Origin of the sequence: Glycomyces sp. NPDC046736, assembly GCF_040645615.1 — a bacterium.
In the GTDB taxonomy this organism is placed as follows: Bacteria; Actinomycetota; Actinomycetes; order Mycobacteriales; family Micromonosporaceae; genus Glycomyces.
Genome location: NZ_JBEYYO010000002.1, coordinates 321,741 through 344,836, shown reverse-complemented (window position 1 = coordinate 344,836; position 23,096 = coordinate 321,741). Strand labels below are relative to the sequence as shown.

The 23,096-nt window shown below is 70.9% G+C and carries 15 protein-coding genes and 1 tRNA gene; 6 read left to right on the top strand and 10 right to left on the bottom strand.

Going from position 1 to position 23,096, the window contains the following annotated elements; genetic code table 11:
* Window positions 1-110 precede the first annotated feature (110 nt).
* The 3 genes from AB0B28_RS03460 to AB0B28_RS03450 all read left to right on the top strand — a co-directional run bounded on the left by AB0B28_RS03460 (window position 111) and on the right by AB0B28_RS03450 (window position 3,680).
* Window positions 111-1,196 (top strand): hypothetical protein, encoded by a 1,086-nt coding sequence (locus AB0B28_RS03460; RefSeq protein WP_360115769.1) that lies wholly within the window; start codon window positions 111-113, stop codon window positions 1,194-1,196.
* A 352-nt stretch (window positions 1,197-1,548) separates the two neighbouring features.
* Window positions 1,549-2,985: a serine/threonine-protein kinase gene (locus AB0B28_RS03455; RefSeq protein ID WP_360115766.1), complete on the top strand. Its 1,437-nt coding sequence runs from the start codon at window positions 1,549-1,551 to the stop codon at window positions 2,983-2,985.
* Window positions 2,982-3,680, top strand: coding sequence for a helix-hairpin-helix domain-containing protein (locus AB0B28_RS03450; protein ID WP_360115763.1), 699 nt, complete (start codon window positions 2,982-2,984; stop codon window positions 3,678-3,680). Before AB0B28_RS03455 ends, AB0B28_RS03450 begins: the two co-directional genes overlap by 4 nt.
* 50 nt (window positions 3,681-3,730) lie before the next feature.
* On the opposite strand, the gene AB0B28_RS03445 is transcribed toward AB0B28_RS03450, so the two are convergent.
* The 3 genes from AB0B28_RS03445 to AB0B28_RS03435 form a co-directional block, all read right to left on the bottom strand.
* Complete coding sequence (locus AB0B28_RS03445; RefSeq protein WP_360115760.1) at window positions 3,731-4,453, bottom strand: hypothetical protein; 723 nt, start codon at window positions 4,451-4,453, stop codon at window positions 3,731-3,733.
* A 210-nt stretch (window positions 4,454-4,663) separates the two neighbouring features.
* Window positions 4,664-7,348, bottom strand: coding sequence for an ATP-binding protein (locus AB0B28_RS03440; RefSeq protein WP_360115757.1), 2,685 nt, complete (start codon window positions 7,346-7,348; stop codon window positions 4,664-4,666).
* A 100-nt stretch (window positions 7,349-7,448) separates the two neighbouring features.
* Complete coding sequence (locus tag AB0B28_RS03435) at window positions 7,449-8,054, bottom strand: hypothetical protein (RefSeq protein WP_360115754.1); 606 nt, start codon at window positions 8,052-8,054, stop codon at window positions 7,449-7,451.
* Window positions 8,055-8,183: 129 nt separating this feature from the next.
* On the opposite strand from AB0B28_RS03435, the gene AB0B28_RS03430 reads away from it, so the two are divergent.
* Window positions 8,184-9,926, top strand: a complete 1,743-nt coding sequence (locus AB0B28_RS03430; protein ID WP_360115751.1) for an N-6 DNA methylase — start codon at window positions 8,184-8,186, stop codon at window positions 9,924-9,926.
* 302 nt (window positions 9,927-10,228) lie between these two features.
* Window positions 10,229-10,891, top strand: coding sequence for a hypothetical protein (locus tag AB0B28_RS03425; protein ID WP_360115748.1), 663 nt, complete (start codon window positions 10,229-10,231; stop codon window positions 10,889-10,891).
* Window positions 10,892-11,271: 380 nt separating this feature from the next.
* On the opposite strand, the gene AB0B28_RS03420 is transcribed toward AB0B28_RS03425, so the two are convergent.
* From AB0B28_RS03420 to AB0B28_RS03410, 3 genes are all read right to left on the bottom strand, one after another.
* Window positions 11,272-11,580, bottom strand: a complete 309-nt coding sequence (locus AB0B28_RS03420) for a hypothetical protein (RefSeq protein WP_360115745.1) — start codon at window positions 11,578-11,580, stop codon at window positions 11,272-11,274.
* A 1,067-nt stretch (window positions 11,581-12,647) separates the two neighbouring features.
* A tRNA-Thr gene (locus AB0B28_RS03415) sits at window positions 12,648-12,724 on the bottom strand.
* Between the two features lie 106 nt (window positions 12,725-12,830).
* Entirely contained in the window at window positions 12,831-14,792 is a 1,962-nt protein-coding gene (locus AB0B28_RS03410) for a hypothetical protein (RefSeq protein ID WP_360115742.1), read from the bottom strand.
* Between the two features lie 212 nt (window positions 14,793-15,004).
* Here AB0B28_RS03410 and AB0B28_RS03405 point away from each other — a divergent pair, with 212 nt between their 5' ends.
* A complete protein-coding gene (locus AB0B28_RS03405) occupies window positions 15,005-15,763 on the top strand; it encodes a hypothetical protein (protein ID WP_360115739.1) in 759 nt (252 codons plus the stop codon).
* A 15-nt stretch (window positions 15,764-15,778) separates the two neighbouring features.
* On the opposite strand, the gene AB0B28_RS03400 is transcribed toward AB0B28_RS03405, so the two are convergent.
* From AB0B28_RS03400 to AB0B28_RS03385, 4 genes are all read right to left on the bottom strand, one after another.
* Window positions 15,779-18,358: an Hsp70 family protein gene (locus tag AB0B28_RS03400; protein ID WP_360115736.1), complete on the bottom strand. Its 2,580-nt coding sequence runs from the start codon at window positions 18,356-18,358 to the stop codon at window positions 15,779-15,781.
* Window positions 18,359-18,534: 176 nt separating this feature from the next.
* Window positions 18,535-19,539: a 23S rRNA (guanosine(2251)-2'-O)-methyltransferase RlmB gene (gene rlmB / locus AB0B28_RS03395; protein ID WP_360115733.1), complete on the bottom strand. Its 1,005-nt coding sequence runs from the start codon at window positions 19,537-19,539 to the stop codon at window positions 18,535-18,537.
* 43 nt (window positions 19,540-19,582) lie between these two features.
* Window positions 19,583-20,980, bottom strand: coding sequence for a cysteine--tRNA ligase (gene cysS / locus AB0B28_RS03390; RefSeq protein WP_360115730.1), 1,398 nt, complete (start codon window positions 20,978-20,980; stop codon window positions 19,583-19,585).
* Between the two features lie 265 nt (window positions 20,981-21,245).
* Window positions 21,246-22,976 carry a choice-of-anchor I family protein gene (locus AB0B28_RS03385; RefSeq protein ID WP_360115727.1) on the bottom strand — a complete coding sequence of 577 codons (1,731 nt, stop codon included), beginning with the start codon at window positions 22,974-22,976 and terminating at the stop codon, window positions 21,246-21,248.
* Window positions 22,977-23,096: the final 120 nt, after the last annotated feature.

Genomic DNA, 23,096 nt, shown 5'->3' with positions numbered 1-23,096 from the left:
ATTGCACAGATTCACGGACCGATCGGGGCAACCCGGCGGGGACGAACGCCGGTATTGAGGGGTGCCGGATCCGGACGGATCCGGCGAACCCACCTGGGAAGGACTACCGCATGTCGAACACAGCGGCAATCGCAACCAGAACCCGCCGCGCGCGCCTGTTCGCCGGGACCGCCGCGCTCGCGGCCGTCGCGGCGGCGGCGCTGTCGGCCACCGCGGCCGAGGCCGCCGAGCCCGCGGACGGGGCCGCGTGTGAGATCACCGAGCTCCCCATGCCCCGCGACACGTACTTCAGCATCGTCACCGGCATGAGCGAGGACGGATCGGCGATCGCCTACCGCGCCTACCCGGTCGGGATCTCCGGCGACGAGCGCTACCCGATGGTCTACCTCGACGGGGAGGCCACCGAAGTCGTCATGCCCGGCGTCGAGCAGCTCCTCAACGACGTCAACTCCTCGGGGACCGCCGTCGGACGCAGCCTCGTCGACAACGTCGACAAGCCGTACGTGTGGCAGGACGGCGTCCTCACCGAGCTCGACGGCGCAGGCTCGGCCAACGGGATCAACGAGTCCGGCGACATCGTCGGCAGCGTCGGCGGCGACGAATGGTGGCTGCCGGCGCTCTGGCCCGCCGGGAAGACCGAGCCGGTCGAACTCCCCGTTCCCGAAGGCACCCTTTGGGGTTCGGCCGACGAGATCCGCGACGACGGGACCGTCATCGGGACGCTCGGCATCCAGTTCGACGAGGACGGCATCGACGTGTCCACGCCGTACGTGTGGCACCCCGACGGCACCGGCGAGGCCCTGCCCGCGCCCGAAGGCTTCGGCAAGGAGGACGTGCTCTACACGCTCGACCTCGCAGGCGACTGGGCCACCGGCTACGTCCTCACCCCCGAATACGAAGGGGGCGTGCGCTGGAACCTCGCCGAAGGCACCGTCGAAGTCCTCGACATGGTCTACGCCCCCGGCGTCAACGCCGAAGGCACCGCCGCGGGCGAGGGATACCCCTCGGCGGTCTACCAGCCCGCAGGAGGCGAGGTCGTGGAACTGCCGGGTCTGACCGCGCCCGAGGACAACTGGTTCGGCGACATGGCGACCGAGATCGACCCCACCGGGAAGCTCCTGGCCGGGCAGGTCTACGCCGGTGACGACGAATACGACTGGCACATCCTCAAGGCCGTCACCTGGACCTGCGAGTAACAGCGAGCAGTGCCGGGCCCGAGGGGGCCCGGCACCCGCTTCCCTTGGGGCGCAACCCCCGTCCAGCCGCCAATGCACCACCGACCCCCACTTGCCTTGGGGCGCAGCCCCGGTCCCACCGCCCAGCCGCTATCGCACCGCCAACACCCGCTTGGCTTGGGCCGCAACCCCCGTCCAGCCGCCAACGCACCACCGACCCCTAGTTCCCTTGGGGCGCAACCCCGGTCCCACCGCCCAGCCGCTATCGCACCACCGGCACCCGCTCAGCTTGGGGCGCAGAGGCACTGCGGCACGCTTCGCACCGGCCGGTGCCGCGTCCGGTCACGCGCGGCGAACGGGCATCCTTGAGCGGGTGAGCACACTCCAAGTCGTCGGCGGCCGCTACCAGTTGGTGCGGCCCGTCGGCGCGGGCGGCATGGGGCGCGTGTGGCAGGGCACCGACCTCCACCTCGACCGCGAGATCGCCGTCAAGGTCGTCAAACCCGACCTCCTCGCCGGCCCCTTGAAGGACGAGGCCGTGGCCCGCTTCCGCCGCGAAGCCCGCGTCACCGCCCAGATCGAGCACCCCGGCGTGCCCGCGATCTTCGACGCCGGACTCAACGAGGAATCCGGCGAGCTGTTCCTGGTCATGGCCTACCTGCCCGGGCTCAATCTCCGCGACCTCCTCGACGAGACCGGCGCGCTCCCCGGCGACTGGACCCTCGCCATCGGCGCGCAGCTCGCGTCCGTGCTCGAAGCCGCCCACGCCCGGCAGGTCATCCACCGGGACCTCAAGCCCGCCAACATCATCGTCGGCCCCGCCGGACTCGTCCACGTGGTCGACTTCGGGATCGCCGCCGTCCTCGAGCCCGAGGTCTCGCGCCTGACGGCCACCGGCGACAAGCCCGGCACCCGCGGATACATGGCCCCCGAGCAGATCCGGGCCCAGCCGGCCGGGCCCGCCGCCGACCTCTACGCGCTCGGCGCTTTGCTCTACGAGATGGCCACGGGCGAGCGGCTGTTCGCAGGCCGCGGCTCGGCCTACGAGGTCCAGACCGCGCACCTGCGGGAAGTCCCCGAACCGGTGCGCCGCAGGCGGCCCGACCTCCCGGCCGAACTCGACGGGCTGGTCTCGCGCCTGCTGTCGAAGGAACCGGCCGAGCGCGGCTCCGACGCCGCCGCCGTCCACTTGCGACTCGCTGCGATGCTCGCGGCCGCGCCCGTATCCGCAGCGCCCGCGCGCGACTGCGGCGACCCGACCTGGCCGATGCGGGCCCCGCTGGCTCCGGCCCGCGTCGCCCGCGAAGCGGTGGCCGCCGCCGCGAGGCGCGGCCCGGTCGCCGACCGGGCCTCCGAACGCCTCGCCGCCGCCGACCGCGCTTGGGCCGCAGGCGATTTCAACGGCGCGCTCTCGGCGTTCAGGTCCCTCGCCAAGGACGCCGAGAGCCCCGACCCGGCGCTGGCCCTGCACTGCCAGGTGCGGGCCGCGCAGTGCCTGGCGTCCCTGGGGAACGCCGCCAGCGCGCTGAATGGCCTGCGGGGCGTGATCGAACGGCAGAAGCGCCTCGAAGGCGAACGGGCGCATGCGACCTTGCGGTCGCGGCGGGTGGCCGTGGACATGCTCGCGGCGCTGGGGCGCAGCGCGGAGGCGTTCGGGGAGTTGTCTACATTGGTGCGTGATCTGGCCGCGGTGTTCGGTCCGGCCGCCCCCGATACGATCGACGCCGAACGGCTGCTGCGGACCTGGTCCGCGCCGCCCCAGCCGAGCCTGCCCGCCTACCCCGCCTCGCCTGGGAGTCCTCCGCGATGACCGTCCCCGGTCCCCAAGTCCCCCGATATCATCAGCGCCGCTCAGTCGTAGGCGTCGTCGGCACCTACCTGTGGGCGTTCATGCCGTTGCTGACGTGCGGTTTCGCCGCCCCGATCGGGTTCGCCACCGCTTTGGCCAAGCGGCGGGACAATCTGACGCTCACCGCGTTGATCGTCCACTCGGTACTGATGGTGTCCGGTTGCACCGCGATCGGTGTGCACGATTCGCCGCCGCCGGAGTGGGCGAACGCGCTGTTCTACGCGACCGTGGGGATCACCTCGGTCGGGGCGACCGCGCATCTGTTGATCATCCGTTCGGCGGTGTGGGCGCTGCCGCCGCTTCCGCCGCAGCCGGTCGAGCGGTCCGCGGGCATGGAGGCGGTCGACCAGGCGCGGATGCTGCGCGAGCAGGCCAGGCGTACCGCTTCGGCGGACCCGATGCTGGCCAAGCGGCTTGGCATCGGCCGCCCGGACCTGCCGCGGCAGTACGACGACGGCGGCCTGGTCGACCTCAACCACGCGCCGCTGCATGTGCTGCTCACGCTGCCGGGGGTGGGCGAGTCGAGCGCGCGTCAGATCCAGGACCGGGTGGAGCGGGTGGGGCCTTTCGCGAACCTGGGCGAGGTGATGCTCGTGGTCGAGATCAGTCCCGCGTACGAGTACCACCTGCACGAGTACTGCGTGTTCATCCCGTAGACGCGAAGGGGCCCCGAGGCGAACCTCGGGGCCCTGTTCACTTGCGGCGCTTAGTTGGTGCAGTAGACGGCGGCGGTGCGACCGAACTGGTCGACGGCGCCGATGTAGTAGGTCCAGTCGTCACCGGTGCACTGCTCCATGGCGACGGTCTCGGCGTCGACGGTCTCCCACTCGGCCTGGTCGATCTCGACGACCTGGACGACGGTGGAGTCGACGGCGGGCGAGTCGCACGGGAAGGTCCCGAAGTTCCACTCGGCGCTGGAGAAGCACTCCCCGGCGGCGGAGGGCACGACCGGGACGACGCCTTCGGCGTTGGGCTGGTCGATGGCCTCGACGCAGAACAGGTAGTCGACCGAGCCGGTGGTCTGGTCGTAGATCATGTTCCAGTCCGTCCAGGGCTTGCCGGGCAGCTGGGCGCCGACCTCGGTGCCGCACACGTCGTAGATGGCCTGGGTGTCGGCGATGTCGCCGCCGGAGGCGGTGACGCCGGGGTCGGCCTCGATCGCGGTGATGGTCCAGAACGCTTCGGCGCCCGAACAGTCGACGGCGAAGGTCTTGCCGTCGGAGGCGAGGACCTCTTCGGGGAGGCAGTCGCCGGGGGAGGCGTCGCCGGCGGCGTCGAGTTGCGCGTTGCTGACTTCGCCTTCATCGGTGTCGGTACCGGCGTCGTCGAGGAAACCGCAGCCGGAGAGGGCCGCTGCGGCGGCGACGGCGAGGCCGCCCATGGCGAGGACGCGGCGGATGGGACCGAAGGTCTCGGAATTGAGGTTCATGTGCTGCTTTCTGTGGGGCGCCGGGATCGTCACGGCGCTGGGAATCGAGACCACGCTACCGGGGAGTGGTGACGCGGGAATACAGCGGCGACCATATGTGCAGCACTCAACTACCGTGGCGGCGCATACCGCTACAGGACGCATGCAATGGGCATCGACCAGCGGTTTCAGGGAATTCCGGAAATCAACGACCACAACGCATGGCGAAGATCACCCTTGCGAGTGTGCTGCCAGGACGGCGACCGCGGCGCGGGACGGATCGTCGCCCGAGGCGGAGGGGAACGCGTCCACGAGCCGCCACCCGGCCCGGCGCAGGGCCCGGTGCCGGGCCAGGTGCGCCTGGGGCCCTTCGGGATGTGGGAGGCACACCACGCCGAGCGCGTCGTCACCTTCGCCGACGACGAGGTCGACGGTCCAGTGGCCCACTGGGTAGTCGACGCGCACGGTCGCGTCGGCGCCCGCGAGCGCCCCGGCGAGCTTCCCGGTCCAATCGGCGGGTTCGACGCCGCCTTCGGGGGAGCGCGGCGGGCGGTCGGCGTAGTCGAGGAACTCCCCCACCAGCCCGGTGGGCTCGGTGAGCGCGGTGACGACGTGGAGGTGGGCGCGGGCGCGGGTGACCATGACGTTGAACAGGTTCGCCCCGGCCAGGAACCGCTTGCGTCCGGCGTTGTCGCCGTCGGCGACGCCGAGCGCGGCGATCACGGTCTCGGCCTCGGAGCCTTGGAAGGCGTGGACGGTGCCCGAGCGGATGCGGCGCTCGCGGATGGTGGTGAGGTCGAAGCGCTTCATGAGGGCCGCCTCGATGGCCTCGGCCTGGGCGCGGAACGGGGAGAGCACGGCCAGGCCCCGCTCGCCTCGGTCGACGAGTTCGGCCAGGAGTGCCACGGCGCGTTCGACTTCGGGTCCGACCACGCCGCTGGCGTCGGCTTTCTCGGCGCTGACGCGGTGGACGCTGATCGCGTCGGCTTCGTGGTTGCGCGGGTGGGTGGTCACGGGCGCGACGCGTCCGTTGTAAAAGCGGTCGGCGGAGAAGCCGATGAGGTGCGGGACGCTGCGGTGGTGCTCGGTGAGCTCGGCGACGGGCCCGGCGCCGCGGGCGAGGTCGTAGGCCGAGACCCGGCCGGTGTCGAGGAGGTATTCGCTCTCGCGCAGGCCGTGCCGGTCGAGCACGTCGTGGAGCCTGCGTTCGGCGGTGAAGGACACGAACCGCAGCTGCTTGGGGTCGCCTGCGACGACGGCGCGGCGGGCGCGGGCGAGCACGGGCGCGGCCCGCAGCTGGTTGATGTGGCTGGCCTCGTCGAGGATCACGAGGTCGAACAGGCCCGGGACGGGCGGCAGCACCGCTTCGGTGTCGGCCACGGTCCCGATCCACAGTGGTGCGGCTTTGAGCAGCGCGGCGGTGTCCACTTCGGCCAGCATGCGGCGGCGGTCGCCCCGGTTGCCTTTGCGCAGTGCGGTGTCGAGCGCGGTGAGGGCGCGGCGCGCGGCGGTCCCCGCACTGGGGCGGGTCTTCAGGGCGGTCCCGGCCGCGTCGGCGCAGTCGGCGTCGGCGGTTTCCAAAGCGCGCCACAGGGTCCCCAGGTCGAGCCCGCCGCGGCTGGAGAGGACGGCGGCGGCCTGCACGTCGCGCGCGACCTCGACGGCGCGGCGCAGCGAGTCGGCGGTGCCGATCGTGCCGATGGCCGAGGTGAGGCGCGCCCGGGCCCGGCGGCACTTCCAGCGCCGCCACAGGCTCCCGTTCGTGCTGTGCGCCAATGCGGCGAGGGTCTCGACCTCGTCGAGTTCGGCTTCCCTCAGGCCGGGGAAGTCGTCGAGGAGGAACACGGGCGCGTCGGGGGCGCGGAGGCGGCGGCGTTCGAGTTCGAGGCCGGTGGCGATCTCGGTCTCGATGCGCTCGGTGTAGGCGCGGGCGTCGGCGGCGGCCTGCTCGGCGGCCTTGGCCTGGGAGCGCCGGTCGGCGTCGAGGGTGAGGCCTGAGTCCCTTTCGGAGTCGCCGAACTGGATCGGGCGGGGCCCGGGGTGCCTCTCGAGGATCCCGCCGAGCACGTCGGCGGCGTGCACGGACTGGGTCGCGATGAGGACGGACTGCCCGGAGGCGATGGCGTCCAACGCGATCGCCGCGAGGGTGTGGCTCTTGCCGCAACCGGGTGCGCCGGTGACGACGGTGACCGGGTGGCGGCGGGCGAGCGCCACGGCGGCGGCCTGCTCGCGGCTGAGCGGCAGCGGACCGCGCGGGGCATCGTCCTCTGTGGATTCCGTAACACTGTCGTTGGTGCGGTACACCGCGTCGAGCGCGGTGGCGTCGATGCCGGGCCGGGCCGCCCATTCTCTGAGGCTCTTGGCGATCGGGGTGTCCTCGGAGTAGTCGGCGATGAAGACCACGGGTTGGGCGAGGACGACGGCCGGGCCGTCCTTGCGGGCCTTGCGGGGTTCGACGGCGGTGACGGGGTATCCGGCGGCGCGTGCGGCTTCGGCGAGCCATTCGGGTTCGGCGAGGAGCTCGGCGGGCCGGTCGGGGTCGAACACGGCGATGAGCTGCTCGGCGAAGGGGGTGCCTTCGAGCGAGGGGTGCACGGCGATGTCGCCGGCGGGGAGGATCTTGAAGTCGAACGGGCGGGCCTGGGCGGGCTCCAGGCGGACCGGCCGGGCGGCGAGGGGGATCGCGACCTGGCGGTTCTTGCCGTCGACCTTCATGCGGCCCATGACGATCCCGAAGCCCTGGCGCAGGCTCCGCTCGTCGCGGTGGAGTTCGTCGTAGGCGGCGAGCTCGTCGGCCCCGGCCACGGTGCCCATCCCGCCGCCCCAGGCGACTCGGGAGCCGATCGCGCCCCAGGGGGCGGCCTTGGCGGTGGGGGCGAGCTCGGCGAGGGCTTCGAGGATGCGGGCGGCGGTCATGGCCTGGAGTTTACGTCCGGGCCGACACGCCGAGGAGGACGCGGGTTCCGCCCATGGTCGCCGCGTCCTCCGGTCTCGGGTGCTGTGGCGCGCGGGGCGCTCAGCCGAGCTCGATGAAGTACTGGGTGCCGTCGAGGGAGAACAGGTCCTCGACGTAGAGCACCCCTTCGGTGGTGCCCGCGGGGATCTCGGCGCAGGTCGCGCCGGAGGCCTGGCCGCCGCCGGAGACGTCGGGGGTGTCGATGAGGTCGCCGGGGACGACGTTGGTGCACCCGTCGTAGAAGGTGCCGTCGACCCAGACGCCGACCACGACGTCGAGCCACAGGGTGCCGGTCTCGGTGCCGTTGTAGGTGCCGTCGATGGTGAACATGGCCTGCTGGAAGCCCTCGGCGGGGGCCTCGTTGAACTCGTTCTCGGCCAGGATCGCGTCGGTCGCGTCCAAGGTCACGTCGCTGACGCCGATGGTCCAGTCGCCGACCTCGACGGTCGAACCGGCCGGAAGCGGCGATTCGGGGCTGGTGCCGTCGCCGCCTCCGGCGGCCTCGTCGGCTCCGCCTTCCTCTTCGACCGCGGTGTCGTCGCCCTTGCTCGTGTCGATGCCGTTGTCGGCCTCGGGGGTGCACGCGGCGAGCGCGGCGATGCCGATGAGGGCGGCCCCGCCGACGGCGAGTAGGCGCTTCGAGAGTTCGGGGAGTTCGATGTTCATGGAAAACCTTCCGTGGGGTGTCGATCGCTCTTTGAAGCTTGTGAACTTACTTCACGAGACTAGTAGACTGTGTCAAACCTCAGCGACGCGGGGTGGGCTAGAATCCCAGGAATCCGACAGGAGTGCCGCATGACCACCCGAAACGCCTCTGGCGCGACCATCACGCTCACCGATCTCGCCCGCCTCGCGGGCGTGGGCCGCAACGCGGTGAGCAACTGGCGCCGCCGCGAACCCGACTTCCCGGCCCCCGTGGACGACTCGACCCGCAGGCCCCGCTTCTCGCTTGCGGCACTGGAAGACTGGGCGGCCGCGCACGGACGGGAGCTGCGCGTCACCGGCGCCGACCGGGCCTGGTTCGCGATCAGCGGGGAGCACCCCACGGCGGAGGCGGCACTGGGGGCGGTCGCGGCGGCCTTCGACGATCCGGATGAGTTGGGGGCCTTGGAAAGCGAGATGTCGGCGGCTGAGCTGTTCGAGTTCTTCATCGAACGCGCCCGCGAAGCGGCCGGGACCGGCACAGGGCCCGGGATAGGCCCGCTGGCCGACCTCGCGGCCGAGGTGGCCCGGGGCTCGCAGGCACCGGCCGACCCCGCCCAAGGCGCCGAGACGCCGACGAACAGCGCCGCAGCCACCCGAGTCCTGACCGTCCACGACCCGGCCTGCGAGGAAGGCGACCTCCTCGCAGCGGTGGCCGCCAGGGTCGGGCCCTGCCGCGAACTGTCCGGGACCGACCTTTCCGCGCCGCGCACCGCGATCGCCGCACGGCGCCTGGGGCTCCTCGACGAGGACGCCGATGTCGAAGTCCGCGTAGGGGACTCACTGCTCGACCCGCTGCCGCCCGAGCGCTACTCGCTCGTGGTGTGCGACCCGCCGTTCAACGTCAAGGACTGGGGCTACGACCGCCTCCCGGCCGGGGACGACCCGCGCCTGGCCTTCGGCACCCCGCCGCGCACCGAGCCCGAACTGGCGTGGGCACTCCACTGCGTCGCCCTCCTCGCCCCCGGCGGGCACGCCGTGGTGCGCATGCCCGCCCAGGTCGCCCACCGCCGCACCGGCCGCCGCATCCGCTCCGAACTGCTCCGCTGGGGCGCGCTGCGCGCCGTGGTCGACCACCCGGACGCCAAGGCCCACTTGTGGATCCTGACCCCGCGCGGCGAGACGAGCCACCTGCTGGTCTCCAACGGCCGCGGCTTCGCCGCCGCCTGGCGGACCTTCACCGCCGCACCCGAAACCCCGATGGCGACCCCCGACGCGGCCACCGTGCCGCTCATGCGGCTATGGGACGAGGACGTGGACATCTCCCCCGCCGTCTACCTCGCCAGCACCGCAGCGGGCGGAGCGAACCTCGCCGAATCCGTCGCGGGCCTCGGGGAGGCGCTGGCGGCGATCGGCGAGACGGCGTTGCCGCGCTTCGGGTCCGGGGCGGAGGAGTCGGCTCCGGAGACCAGCCTGGCCGACCTGGAGCGGGACGGCCACTTGACCGTGTCCCCTGGAGGCGCGGAAGGCAAGGGCCGCTGCGCGATCGTGGACCCGCTCGGCACTCCGCAGGTGCGTCTGGGCGACCTCGCCGATGCCACAGAGACACAGTGGACTGTCGAGTGCGGTGAGTCGATCGATCTCGGCTGGATCGCCGCGAACCTCGCCGCCCGCCTCCCGGGAGCGGCGAAGCGCACCGCGACCGGCGCGAAGCGCCGGATCCTCGCGGTGAAGATCCCGCGGCTTCCCTTGGCGCAGCAGCGAAAGCGCGGCGAGGCGTTCGCGGCGCTCGAAGACCTTCGGTCCGCGCTCGCACTGGCTTCTGACTCGGCGGGCGCGCTCGCGGTGGAGGCGGCGACGGGCCTGGTCGCGGGCACGGTGAGCGTCGAGGACTGAGGTTCGCGGACCCCGCGCCTGGATCGGGTGCCATACGCTCGAAACGGCCCCTACCCCCTATCGAAGGCCGCCTCATGGATCCGATCCCCCAGCCTCTTGGACCCTCCACAAAGGAACGACAGCACGCGCCGTGGAGGATGGTCGGCCTCATCGCCGTGCTGTGGCTCAACGTGATCGCCATGGTCTAGTACACCGCCTTCGGTGGGCTCTACGCGCTCTTCGACTCAACGATCTCCTACCGCGACGGCGGCACCGTCGTCAGCGAACCCCAGTGGTGGGCGCTGGCGGCGCAGGTGCCGAACGTGGCATTGATCGCCGTGACCGTGCTGCTGGCGGTGAAGCTGTGGAATGGCCGCGACTGGGCCCGCCAGGCCGTGGTGGTCGTCGGCTCGGCCGGGTTCTTGCTGGGCCTGTACATGTGGAGCTACTTCGATCTTGGGCCGTTCCTCCTGCCCGGCGCGATCCTGCTGATGAACCTCGCCCTCACCAACGAGGCCCGCGCCTGGTGCGATCCGGCCTCGGCCCTGCACAGCCCCCGCATCGGCACGGGCCCTCGCGTCCCCTTCGTGGTCACGGCCGCGCTGGTGATGCTGTGGCTCGCCGTGGGCTATGCGGTGTACTTCGGGGTGGGGCTGGTGGTCTTCACGCTGGAAATGGACCACAGATTCACTGCGGAGATGGGGGTCTGGCTCGTCTATTCGGGCGCGGTGATCGGCCTCGCACTCTTCCACGCGGCGCTCAACATCGGCCTGACCCGCCGCCGCAACGGCGCGCGCATCACGATCGTGGTGCTGATGTGCCTCTACGCGGGGTTCTTCGGCCTGATCGCGATGGCGATGCTTCCGCGGGAGAACGAGGAGACCTGGCCGTGGCTGCTCGCCTCGGCGGTGCCGGTGGCCTTCGCTTGGGCGATGCTCACCGGCCCGACTCGCGCATGGTGCGACTCGCTGTCGGGGCCAGGTTGACCTGGGTTGGGGTTCGGGCGGCAGCGACTGCGGGGTGAGGGATTGGTGCGGGCCGTTTTCGGGGCCGGGCCGGTTTGTGCCCGGGTTCGAGCGGCAGCGACAAAAGGGTGAGAGGGCGCTGCGGGCTGTTTGTCGGGGCTAGGTCCGATCGGGGCGGGGTTCGGGCTGGCGGCGATGAAGGGGTGAGTGGGTGGCCTGGCTCGTGGTCGGGGCCGGGTTGACCTGGGTTGGGGGTCGGGCGGCAGCGACGATGAGGTGGGCGGCTGGCCTGGTTCGTGGTCGGGGAAAGGCCGAAGTGGGGCTGGGTTCAGGCGTCGGCGACAAAGAGGTGAGGGAATGGTGCGGGCTGTTCTCGGGGCCGGGCTGGTTTGAGTCGGTGTTCAGGCGGCAGCGACAACGAGGTGGGGGATTGGTGCGGGTCGCTTTTGAGGTCGGGCCTGATTGGTTTGGGGTTCGGGCTGGCGGCGACGGAGGCCAGTGGGGGATGGCCCGGGGTGGGGTGCCGTGGCCCGGCCGGTGCGGGCGAGGGTTCGCCCGGCGGCGGCGGTCAGGGTGGCGGTGGCGGCGGGGGTGATGACCGTGTCGGTCGCCGTTGCGGTCGTGGTGGCGGTGGGCATGGTGGAGGTGCCGGTCGCGGTTTCCTGGGGGGAGGTCGCGGCGGACATGCTGATGGTCGTGGTGTGCTGCATCGGTGTTCACCTCCTTCGGTGTCCTGCCGGTGGGCGCCTCGGCTAGTGGCGGTTTCGCTGGTGGCCTTGGCTTTTCGTGCCCATGCTGCCTCGGCCCTCCGCCATTTCGGCGTCGCGCCCACACTTCCTCAGGCCCGGTGCCTTCCGGCCCTGGCCCATACGGCCTCGGCGCTCCGCCTCCTTGGCGTTGCGCCCATGCCGCTTCGGCTCTTCACCTTCGCGGTGTCAAGCCATGCCGAGTCGGGCCCTCGGCCTTGCGGCGTCGCGCCCTTGCCTTCGGTGGCCCTCGCCTTGCGGTGTGGGCCGGTACACGGCGTGCGTGGGGTGGTGCGGTGTCCTTGTCTCCGTGGCAAGGCCGTAGCAAGCAACCCCTGTCGCTTCGCTGTGGTCGTCTCGAGTGAACTAGCCCGGGGGTGGTACCCGGTGAGGGAGTGTCGTGCTCCCCTGCCAGTCCTGACCGCCTCGATACGGTGTGCCTCGTTCCAACGACACTGCCTCCTGGCCAGGGTGATCCCAACCAAGTGATCTCTGAGCCCTCCCTGATCCCATGTCCCACTCTGAGACAAGCTGCCGGAAGCGACCCAAACCCGATCATACGAAGGATTGAGGAACGACCCACCCCCGAAAACAAACCAGGAGCGCGAAACGGTCGGCTCGGAATCCGCCGAGATAACGAGCGGGCCAGAGGCTTGGCTTAGTCTGCTTGCACCCAACACGCCACCCGTACGAAAACCATGTCCCTGTACGTACACCAATCATCCCACCCACCACGCCCACTGTCATCACCCACAAGGCTAGACACCACTCACGTTCGACCCCGAACCCCAAGCACCCCAACCACATCCACACCCGGCCACCGACTACCGACCCCGCCCGGCCACCCGCCTCGTCGTCGCTGCCGCCTTTGACCTTCCCCACCACACACCCAGCAGCCACCAACCAACCCCAACCGACCACCCACCCCACCGTCGCCGCCGCCTTTGACCTTCACCCACCACACACCCAGCACACGAAAAGAGGGACCCACCCCGATGCAACCGGCATCGGAATGAACCCCTCTAAGAGACTGGAGCCGCTGACAGGACTCGAACCCGCAACCTACGCATTACAAGTGCGTTGCTCTACCAATTAAAGCTACAGCGGCTGGTCAGCGCCCCTTGGAGCGCGACGCCACGATTCTAGCGGACGACTTCGGCAGGCGCTGACCCCTGGCCGCGGCCCGTCCCGGTTGGGGGCGGGCCGCGGGATGGTTAGCGCAGGCCGTAGGCCCGGATCACCGTGTTCGTGTTCTCCGTGCCCGCGTCGTCCACGACCGTGGTGCGGATCGACACGAACTCGGCGCCCCGTGGGTGGCGCAGTTCGGCCGTGGCGGTGTCGCCGTCGCGGTCGATGTCGACGCTCTTCCAGGTCGCGCCGTCGTCGTAGGAGACCTCGAAGGCCATGTCGACTGCGTGCGTCACCGGGCCCCACTCGTAGTTGCGCATCTCCAGGGTGATCTCCTGGCAGCCGCGTCGCGGCGCGTAGCCCCCGGCGATGTCGTCGGCTTCGAGCGCGACGGTCGGGAAGGCGATCGGAGTCCACTCGCCTTCGGCGACCGAGGTCGAGTCGAACTCCCACGTGTTGCTCCCTGCGGTGCCGAAGACCGTGGTCGCCGCCGAAGCCGTGTAGTCGAAGGCGAGCGTGTAGCGGCCCGAGTCGCCTTCCGGCAGTTCGGCGATCACGTACTCCATGTAAGGATCGAAGCCCTCCGCGGAGGCCAGCACTTCACCGTCCCGGCTGAGCTCGAAGTCGGCGCTGCCGCCGACGAGCCTTACGGTCTCGCCGTTGCCGCCGCCGATGCTGAGGTACGCCTCGAAGTACTCGGTTCCCTCGAACGTGGACCGGTACGCGTCGGCGGTCGGAGAGGAGAGTCCCCCGTTGGGAATCGCGAGCGCGGCCGGACCGGCTCCGTAGACCGCGTCGCGCGAGGCCGTGAACCCGTCCGAGATGAACAGGTCCTCGTCGAGGACCCCCGAGACGAGCAAGTGGCCCCACTCGATCTGCGGCCCCGGGGTGTAGTACATGGTCCGCTGCGCGGGGACCGGCGTCTCCACCATGCGGCAGAAGCCCATCCCGATCTGCGCGGCGGTGTCGCCGTAGTCGCAGGTGTAGCCGTCGTTCGGGACGCCCAGGTCGCGGTATTCGGCCGCGACGACCGCGAGCTCGGCGTCGGTGACGCTGTAGGCCGCGTCCGACGGGAACCCGCCGGTGTGCGCGAAGGCGAGGTTGTACACGTACTCGCCTTCAGGGTCGGCGAGGACCGGCTGATAGATGAAGTCGAGTTCGAACTCTTCGAGATCGGGCTCGGGCAGCAGGAACGCGTCGTCCAGCGGGTCGAGGAAGGTGCCGAACCCGAGATTGTTGTCACCGGCGCGGGCGCTGAGCATCATCGTCGCGTTCAGGAACTCGGCGTCGGGCTGCTCGACCTCGACGCTCACCGGCGACGAGGTCGAACCGTCCATGACCAGGTGCGTGAGGTCGCCCTCGACGGTCACCGGCACCATGCCCATGATGGTCTCGCCGCGCTCGGTGTCGGTGGGCGCGTTCCAGAACCCGCCGACGATCACGTAGTCGCCCTCGGGGACGGCGACGCTGCCGCCGCCGGACTCGTCGATCTCGACGAAGTCGAAGTCCTCACCGTCGCGATCGGACCAGAGCACCCAGCTCCCCTCGGGCACACCGCCGTCGCGCATGCGGAGGTCGACGCGGAGTTTGACGGTTTCCTCGTCCTCGGACGCGGTCTGCGGGCTCGTGTCCGGGATGAGCCCCGCGTACTCGCGATCGTCCAGTTCGGAAGCAGACACGTCGGTGGCGTCGGTGTGCCCGCCTCGCAGGAGCTCCGAGACGTTGTAGCGGCGAGGGTCCTCCTCGCCGGAGAGCACCGCAGCGACCTTGTCGGTCGGCACCACGATCACGTCGCCGCTCGGCGAGGGCGGGGTGATGAACGAGGCGTCCTCGCGGCCGAGAGCCGGTGCGATCCCGGCGCTGCCGTTCGGCAGCAACGTGACCCGGTCGCCCGTGGGAAGTACCACCGTGGTGGGCGCCTCGGTCGAGGCCGCCTCCGCCTGCGGTGCGGTGGTCGGGGCCGCCGCCGCGCCCGAGCCGACGGCGAGCATCGAGCCCGCCGTCAGCGCGGCCGCCGCGACGGCGCCCGTGAACCTGTTGTGTCGCATGGGAAATCCCTTACGGTCGGTTCGCTGCGAGTCGGTCGACCCGCACGAACCTGAGGCGCGGCAACAGATCTGAAAAGTTGCATACCCGGTACTGTAGTTTTGCGAGCACACAGTGTGGACAATCGACACCGAACCGCCCGATCCCCACCAGACCTTGAAGATGGCACGAACTGGGTGATGACTCAGTGGCACGACGTAGCGACACTGTTGAGATGAACTCCGCTCCCCGCAAGGTCCGGTTCGAACACATCGGCGTCCCGCTGATGGGACTGCTCTTCGCAGGCGCCCTGATCTACATGGTCGCCGGCCCCCGGCCCGAGTACGCGCAGATCCCGCTCGCCCTCACCGCCGCGCTCGCATTCGCGGTGGCGCTCACCGCACCCGGCCTCGTGGTCCGCGCGACCGCCTGGGCCGCAGGCATATTCGCCACCTCCATGACCCTCCTGTCATGGGCGCTGCTGACGGTCGACAACGACGGCGAAGCCTGGAACGACGTGATCGTGTGGTTCGCGGTCGCGGTCGCACCAGTCGGATTCCTATGGGTCTCATGGCGACTGCCGAGAGCCCGCGCCGACACGGTCGTGGCCGAGGCCGGCCTCCTGCTCATCGGCGCGATCCAACTGTGGGCCTTCACGTTCGGCTACTCCACCAACCAGTCGGGCTCGACGGAGTTCCCCGTGACGGGCGCGGCGGTCTACGGGGCCGTCGCGCTCACCTTCTGCGCAGCGGCGCTCATCGTCCCCACCCGCCGGATCGCCTACGGCTCGGCCGCGCTGGCGGCGGCCGTGATCGCGGCGCTGGCGAAGCCGTTCTTCACCAACGAGGAGACGCACTTCGCCGGGATCGGCTTCGCCACGGTCGACCAGCTGTACGCGCTGTGCGTACTCGGCCTGCCCGCCTTGGGGTTCGTGCTCCAGATCGCCTGGACGCTGCGGGTCAGGCTGCGCGGCCACCGGCTCCCGGCCGCCTGAATCCAGGCGCGGGACCTACTCGTCGCGGAACGAGTAGATCTGCATGCCGTCCACGGTGAAGCAGGCCAGGCGCGTATCGGAGGCAGCGCACGAGTAGACCTCCAGGTCGGTGCGCAGCGAGGTGCGCGAGCCGTCGCGACCGAGGCCGATCACGTTGTCCACCGAGGTGCTGAACCCGTTGTTGCCGGGCCAGGCCAGCGCGCTGCCGCCGTCCACCGGCCAGAACGTGTCCTCCAGGCTGTTGCCGACCTTGTCGAAACCCTTGTCGTAGATCTGGGTGCGCAGGTCGGTGCCCTCGTAGTACTCGACCAGGAGTCGGTCGCCGAGCGGCTCCACGTACCGGTGCGCCTCCTTGTCGAAGACGTGCGCGAAGTCCTTGTCGTCGGCGTCGTAGACCCGCCAGTGGTAGGCGTCGGAGAGGTCGGGCACCGCTTCGCTCACGCAGACGCGCGACTCGCCGCAGCGCGTCATCCATTCGGGACCGACCTCGCCGGAGTCCACCCGTTCACTGTCGATTTCGGACAGTTCATCGTCGATGTCGTAGACGTTCAGCTCGTATCCGGTCTCCTGGTCCACGGCCACGTACATCAAACCGTCCCAGGCGAAGTAGAGGTCGTCCACAGTCTCGAGCTCCCGCTCGGCGACCTCCTTGCCGGACTCGGCCTCGATCACGTGGACCACGCCGTCGCTGGTCAGCGCCCACACCCGGCCGTCGCCGTTCGCAGGGGTCGCGGGCCTGCCGAGGTCCTTCGGGTCGCCCACCAGGTTCCAGTCGACGATCGTGACACCGTCCTCTTCGGACCCGAGCTGCCATTCGGCGACCGTCTCGCCCTCGGCGTCGTAGACCTTGAAGTCGGTGCCGCCCACCGGTGCCACCACGAGCAGGTCCCCCGAGCGGCCCGCGTTGCGGCCCTCACTCGTGACGGTCCCCCGAGTCTCACCGGAGTCCCAGTCGAGGAAGTAGTGCCGGTACTGGGTGCTTCCGTCAGCGGCGTCGACCTCTTGGGAGAAGGCGATGAGCTCTCCGGAGACGAAGAAGTTCTCGTCCCACCCGTCGCCGGCGAACACCTTGTCGTTGTCCCACAGCGGTTTCCCGCTCTGGGTGTCGACGGCCCGGACCCGCAGTTCCTCACCGGAGGGGTCGTCGGACTCGGCGGTGTAGACGAACAGGGCCTTGTCCTCCGAGACCCGGACGCGGTAGATGCTGTCGTTGGCCTCGGCGGAGAGCGCGGTCGCGTCCCCCACAGCCTTCAACTCGTCGGCGAAGGGCCGCTGCTTGTACGGGTTCGTCAGCCACCACCAGCCGAGCGGGATCACCACCGCGAGCACCACGATCGCGGCCGCGATGGCGATCCACTTCGGAGGGACCTTCCGCTTCGCCGGAATGGAACCCTTGGGACGCAACAGGACCGTCTCATCCGAGCGCGGCGTCATCGGCGGCAGACTGCCCGACTGGCCCGGCTGCGGGCCGGTGAACATCGGCGGCGGCGAAGGTGGGGAGGCCTGCGGGGTCACCGGGGCCGGAGTGCGGAAGGCCAGCGCCGCGCCCTCGCTGACCGGCAGCTCGGGCTGCTCCAGGACCGTCGGCGCGATGCCGAGTCCCTCGTGGAGCATCTTGGACACCATGGGCATCCGGCTGGATCCGCCCACCAGGAACAGCCCGGCCAGCAGCGAGGGGTCGCGGCCGGTGAGGCCGAGGACCCGCTGGGTCTCCCCCACCGCGCGCGAGAGCAGCGGGCGCGAGAGCTGGTCGAGCTCGCCCCTCGTCAGGTGCAGCGACTGCTCCATGTCCGGCACGGTCACCGGGGCCACCGAGGAGCGCGACAGCATCTCCTTGGCCGCGCGGACCTCTTCCCACAGTTCCCTGCGGTTGCGCATTTCGCTCGCGCCGCTGGGGCGTTCCAGGCGCTCCCAGATCTCGGGGGCCTTCCGCTTGACCGTCTCGCCCACGTGCGCGACCAGGGCGGCGTCGAAGTCGAGGCCGCCGAGGTCGGGCAGGCCGCCGTCGGCGAGCACCCCGAACGAGCCGTCCTGGCGCTTCTCGAGCACCGCGATATCGAGGGTCCCGCCGCCGAAGTCGAACACGGCCAGGGACTGCCCCGGCGCGAGCGGGTGCGACAGGCGCGAGGTGTAGTAGTGCGCGGCCGCAACGGGTTCGGTGAGGATCTTGACCGGCCGGTAGCCCGCTTGCGCGGCCGCGTCGTGCAGGGCCCCGCGCCGCTGCTCGCTCCACGCCGCCGGGCAGGTGAGCACCGCGTTCGGCAGGTGCCCCACCGATTCGACGGCGGCGCGAGCGACCCGGGCCAGGATCGCGGCGAACGCGGCGGTCACGGGCAGTTCGCGGTCGCCCAGCAGGAGTGTGCCGTCGCTGATGCGCTGCTTGGGGTTGGGCTCGAACCGCTCGGGCGCGGTGAGCGCGAGGCGCTCGGCGTCCTTGCCGGTGTGGATGGTGCCCGCCGGGTCGAGGAAGACCGCCGAGGGCATCACCGGGGAGCCGTCGAACAGCAGCGGGCGGGTGCGGCCGTCGGGCCATACCACCACGGCCACCGTGTGCGAGGTGCCGAGGTCGACGGCGAGCAGGTAATCAGCCGACATGGTGGCGCAGCTCCGGGGGATAGGGCGTGCAGGATCGTTACAGGTTAATCGGCAGGCGCGAGCGGCAGGGGACCGCCGCCGGGCTCGCACTGGGCCACACCACCGCGAATCCTATAGGATATATCCTATAGGGGATCGGCGGTGCTGGACTTCGGCGAGCGCGACCGAGGCGCGGCTCAGCGGCGCTGGCGCTGGACCTCGGCGAGGGCGATCGAGGCCGCGATCGAGGCGTTGAGCGATTCGACCTCGCTGGCGATCGGGATGCCCACGCGGTGGTCGCAGGTCTCCGAGACCAGACGCGAGACGCCCTTGCCCTCGTCGCCGACCACGATGAGCAGCGGGTCGGTGGCCACGGGCAGGTCGAACACGTCCACGTCGCCGCCGCCGTCGAGCGCCACGGTCATGAACCCGGCCTGCTGGCAGGCCTGGATGGTGCGGGTGAGGTTGACGATCTTCGACACCGGCAGGCGCGCGGCGGCCCCGGCGGAGGTCCGCCAGGCCACGGCGGTCACCGAGGCGGCGCGCTTGGACGGGATGATCAGGCCGTGGCCGCCGAACGCGGCGGTCGAGCGGATGATCGCGCCGAGGTTGCGCGGGTCGGTGACGCCGTCGAGGGCCACCAGCAGCGGCGCGGTGCCCGAAGTGCGGCTGATCTCCAGCAGGTCGTCGAACTCGGTGTACTCGAACGGCTCGATCTGGAGGCCGATGCCCTGGTGGAGGGCGTTGCCGGTGCGGCGGTCGAGGTCGCGGCGGGCGAGTTCCTTGATGGGGAGGTCGCGGTTCCCGGCCAGGCGCACCGACTCGGCCACCCGGTCGTCGAGCTCGGTCCCGAACGCCACGTACAGCGCGGTGGCGGGCACCTTGGCGCGCAGGGCCTCCAGGACGGGGTTGCGGCCGAGGATCAGCTCGGGCTCGTCGTCACGGCGGCTCTCGCGCCGGGGCTTGGTCTTGCCGATGTTGGTCGAGCGGCCCTCGGAGGCGGCCTTGGCGCGCTCCTTGGACTGCTTCCACTGGGTCTTGCGCGGCTTGTCGTCGCCTTGGTACTCCTTGTGCCAGGGGCGCTCGGTGGCCTTGAGGGTGCGGCCCTTCCCGGCGAGGCCCTTCTTGCCCCCGCCGGAGCCGATCTTCGGGCCGGCCTTGCTGGTCTTGCGACGGTTCGGGTGCCCGCCCTTGGTGCTCATCGGTAAAAGATCCCCTGGCTCGTGTTCGTGAAGGCGCACATGCCTAGTCGACGGTCCATACGGGACCGCGAGGGGTGTCCTTGACGGTGACGCCGGCGTGCGCGAGCTCGTCGCGGACGCGGTCGGCAGCCGCGTAGTCCTTGCGGGCCCTGGCTTCGGCGCGCTGATCGAGCGCGAGCTTCACCAGCGCGTCGACGGCGCCGGTCAGCTTCGCGTCCCCCGGGTCGTCCCAGTGCGGGTCGAGCGGGTCGAGGCCGAGCTGGTCGAGCATAGCTCGGACACCGGCGGCGGCGCTGGACGCGGCGGCGTCGTCCCCCGCGTCGAGTGCGGTGTTGCCCGTGCGGGCGGCGTCGTGGATCGCCGCGACGGCCGCGGGTGTGTTCAAGTCGTCATCCATCGCGGCGCAGAAAGCGGGGCTGAGGGCCCCGCCGATGGTCGCCTCGGCGCCGAGGGCCTCGGCGGCGCGGTGGACGAAGTTCGCCAGTCGCTCCCACGCGGCCTGGGCCTCGCCGAGGGCGTCCTCGGAGAAGTCGACGGCCGAGCGGTACTGGACGCTGGTGAGGTAGTAGCGGATCGCGGCGGGGCCGAAGCCCTTCTCCCCCAAGGCGGCCACGCTGAGGGTGTTGCCCAGGGACTTGCTCATCTTGGTGCCGGCGAGGTTGAGCATCCCGTTGTGGACCCAGTACTCGGCGAACCCGAGCCCGGCCGCGCGCGACTGGGCGAGCTCGTTCTCGTGGTGGGGGAACATGATGTCGGTGCCGCCGCCGTGGATGTCGAACGCGTCGCCGAGGTAGCGGCGGGCCATCGCCGAGCACTCGATGTGCCAGCCGGGGCGCCCGGGGCCCCACGGGGAGGTCCAGGCCGCGTCGGCGGGCTCGCCGCTCTTGTGGGCCTTCCACAGGCCGAAGTCGCGCGAGTCGCGCTTGTCGCCGGCCTCGGGGGTCGAGAGCATGTCCTCGGGGCGGCGGTGGGAGAGCTCGCCGTAGGCGGGCCAGGAGGAGACGGAGAACCAGACGTCGCCCGAGGGGGTCGCGTAGGCGTGGCCGCGCTCGATGAGGGTGGCGATGAGGTCGGTCATCTGGGTGATGTGCCCGGTCGCGCGCGGCTCGTAGGTGGGCGCGAGGACCCCGAGGGCGGCGTAGTCGCGGGCCAGGACGCGCTCGTTCTCGTAGGCGATGGCCCACCACGGGCGACCCTGCTCCTCGCCGCGGACGAGGATCTTGTCGTCGATGTCGGTGACGTTGCGCACGTAGGTGACGTCGTAGCCGGTGCGCCGCAGCCAGCGCACGAGCACGTCGTAGGACACGCCTGACCGCAGGTGCCCGATGTGCGGGGGCCCCTGGACGGTGAGACCGCACAGGTACACGCCCACGCGGCCGGGATTCCGGGGCTGGAATTCGCGAACGGATCGGGTGCCGGTGTCGTACAGTCGCAGGCTCACCCGTCAAGTCTAGACAACCGGGGCTTTAGCACCGCGAGCCCGACCCCGCGTGTCAGCGGCGCGAGCCCCGCTCGCGTAGGCGCACGCTTTCGGGTGACATTTCGGCCCTCGGGACGGCCCGGGGGCGGTTTCTGTCGGACCCGGCGGCGATGCTCGCACCTATGTTTCCCCTCCGGGTGGGCGGGGGCTAGGGATGGCCGCCCAGGCAAGGCCCGCGAAAAATCCCGGCCCCGCCCAAGGCGGGACCGGGATCGGTCGACGCGGACTAGGCGGCGCGTCGGCGCATCGCGATCAGGAGGCCGCCGCCGACCGCCAGGAGCGCGGCCAGGCCCGCCAGGAGCGCGGTCGCGCCCGTGCCGGTCTCGGGGAGCTTTTCGCCGCCCGAGGCGTCGTCGCTCGGCTGCTCGGTGCCGCCGCCGTCGGTCGGGCCGCCTTCGATGCCGTAGATCGTGGTCGTGCCCGAGACCTCGTTGCCGACCACGATCATCGCCTCGCCCGTGGGCGAGTCGGCCGCGGCCACGAACTCGATGCTCTCCGGGCCCAGGTCGCCCGCGTCGCCCTCTCCGGGCTCGACGCCGAAGTCGCGCCGGTTCGCGTAGTCGACGAACGTCGCGTTCGCCGGGTCGGTCACGTCGTAGACCATCACGCCGCCCTGGCGCTCCAGGCCGATGAACGCGTACGTGCGGTCCCCGATCGTGCCGACCTCGATCGCCTCGGGCTCGGGGCCCTTGTCGTCGGAGCGGTCGTCGAAGTCGTTGCCCTCGTTGTCGGCGTTGAAGTGCTCGGCCCAGTCGCGGGCCAGCAGCGCCTCGAAGTCCGAGCCGGAGTCGAAGACCAGGTCGCCGCCTGCGGTCCAGATCGTGAACGAGCGGGCCCCGAACGAGTACAACTCGTCGTAGCAGCCCGCCTCGGTCTGCCCGAGCGTGCTGGTGACCTTCAAGCGCCCCAGGTTCGCGTCGGACTGGAGCTCGGCCAGGTCGTACCCGGCGAACGCGTCCTCGCACAGCTCCAGGTCCTTGACCCGCGCCTCCTCGGTGTACTCGCCCCACTCGCGCACGTCGCCCTCGTTCGCGGTGACGAGGTACGTCTGCCCGCCCGAGGTGTACGAGGCGATCGAGTCGGGCAGGTACAGGCCCTTGACCGGCCAGGACGCGAGGTTGATCGCGCCGTCCCTGTCGGAGGCGTCGAGCTCGTTGCCCGGCGCGAGGTGGTCCTTGGTGCCGAGCGCGTGGATGTCGGCGATCTCGGCCGCGGCCAGGTCGACCACGGCGATCGCGTTGTTCTCCTGGAGCGTGACGTAGGCGGTGGTCGCGTCGGGCACGGTCACGTACTCCGGCTCGATCCCCGCGGCGATGTCGTCATCGGGGCCGAAGACGCGGAAGCCCTCGGGCAGGTCGCGCTCGCCCGAGGCATAAGCGGCGAAGTCGGCGGTGCGCACTTCGAGGGCGGCGACGTCGATGATCGAGACCGTGCCGTCGGGGTCGGACGAGTAGTCGTCGGCGGGCTCGGCCTCGTTGGCGACGACCACGTACTTCCCGTCCGGGGAGAACGCGAGCGAGTCGGGCAGGGACCCGACCTGGAGGCTGGCGATGAGGTCGCCGTCGGTGGAGAACAGCACCACCCAGCCGGGGCTGACCTTGTCGGGGGCCTCGGCGGCCACCGCGATCACACCACTGTGGACGGCCACGGAGTTGGCGACCGCGCCGCTGACGCCGATCGCCTCGGCCGCGTCGAGGGTGAACAGCTTCTCGGGGGAGGTCGGGTCGGCGACGTCGAGGACGTCCACCACGGCCGCTTCGGCATTGACGGTGTACACCCGCTGCGTCTGGGGGTCGTACGAGACGATCTCGGCGGCTCCGGCGGCGAAGACGCCGGACTCGTAGGTGCCGAGGACGTTCAGCGAGATCGCGTCGTCCTGCGCGGCGGCGGGGACGGCCGGGACCGCGAGGAACGCGAGAGCGAGGGCCACAGGGGGAACGAGCAGGCGCTTGTGCACGGCGCGGTTCCTGTCTTCAGTTGGGGACGGGAGGGAACCGCCCCAGTTCAGCGGCCCAAGGCGACCCGAACCGGAGCGCGTGGTGAACCGCGCGTGAACACCCGGGCGCGAAAACGCCTC

Coding starts and splice junctions, on each gene's coding strand:
- AB0B28_RS03420 (WP_360115745.1), bottom strand. CDS start 11,580: ATGCAGCACACCACGACCATCAGCATGTCCGCCGCGACCTCCCCCCAG.
- AB0B28_RS03405 (WP_360115739.1), top strand. CDS start 15,005: ATGAACTCCGCTCCCCGCAAGGTCCGGTTCGAACACATCGGCGTCCCG.
- AB0B28_RS03450 (WP_360115763.1), top strand. CDS start 2,982: ATGACCGTCCCCGGTCCCCAAGTCCCCCGATATCATCAGCGCCGCTCA.
- AB0B28_RS03400 (WP_360115736.1), bottom strand. CDS start 18,358: ATGTCGGCTGATTACCTGCTCGCCGTCGACCTCGGCACCTCGCACACG.
- AB0B28_RS03445 (WP_360115760.1), bottom strand. CDS start 4,453: ATGAACCTCAATTCCGAGACCTTCGGTCCCATCCGCCGCGTCCTCGCC.
- AB0B28_RS03440 (WP_360115757.1), bottom strand. CDS start 7,348: ATGACCGCCGCCCGCATCCTCGAAGCCCTCGCCGAGCTCGCCCCCACC.
- AB0B28_RS03430 (WP_360115751.1), top strand. CDS start 8,184: ATGACCACCCGAAACGCCTCTGGCGCGACCATCACGCTCACCGATCTC.
- AB0B28_RS03410 (WP_360115742.1), bottom strand. CDS start 14,792: ATGCGACACAACAGGTTCACGGGCGCCGTCGCGGCGGCCGCGCTGACG.
- AB0B28_RS03460 (WP_360115769.1), top strand. CDS start 111: ATGTCGAACACAGCGGCAATCGCAACCAGAACCCGCCGCGCGCGCCTG.
- AB0B28_RS03435 (WP_360115754.1), bottom strand. CDS start 8,054: ATGAACATCGAACTCCCCGAACTCTCGAAGCGCCTACTCGCCGTCGGC.
- rlmB (WP_360115733.1), bottom strand. CDS start 19,539: ATGAGCACCAAGGGCGGGCACCCGAACCGTCGCAAGACCAGCAAGGCC.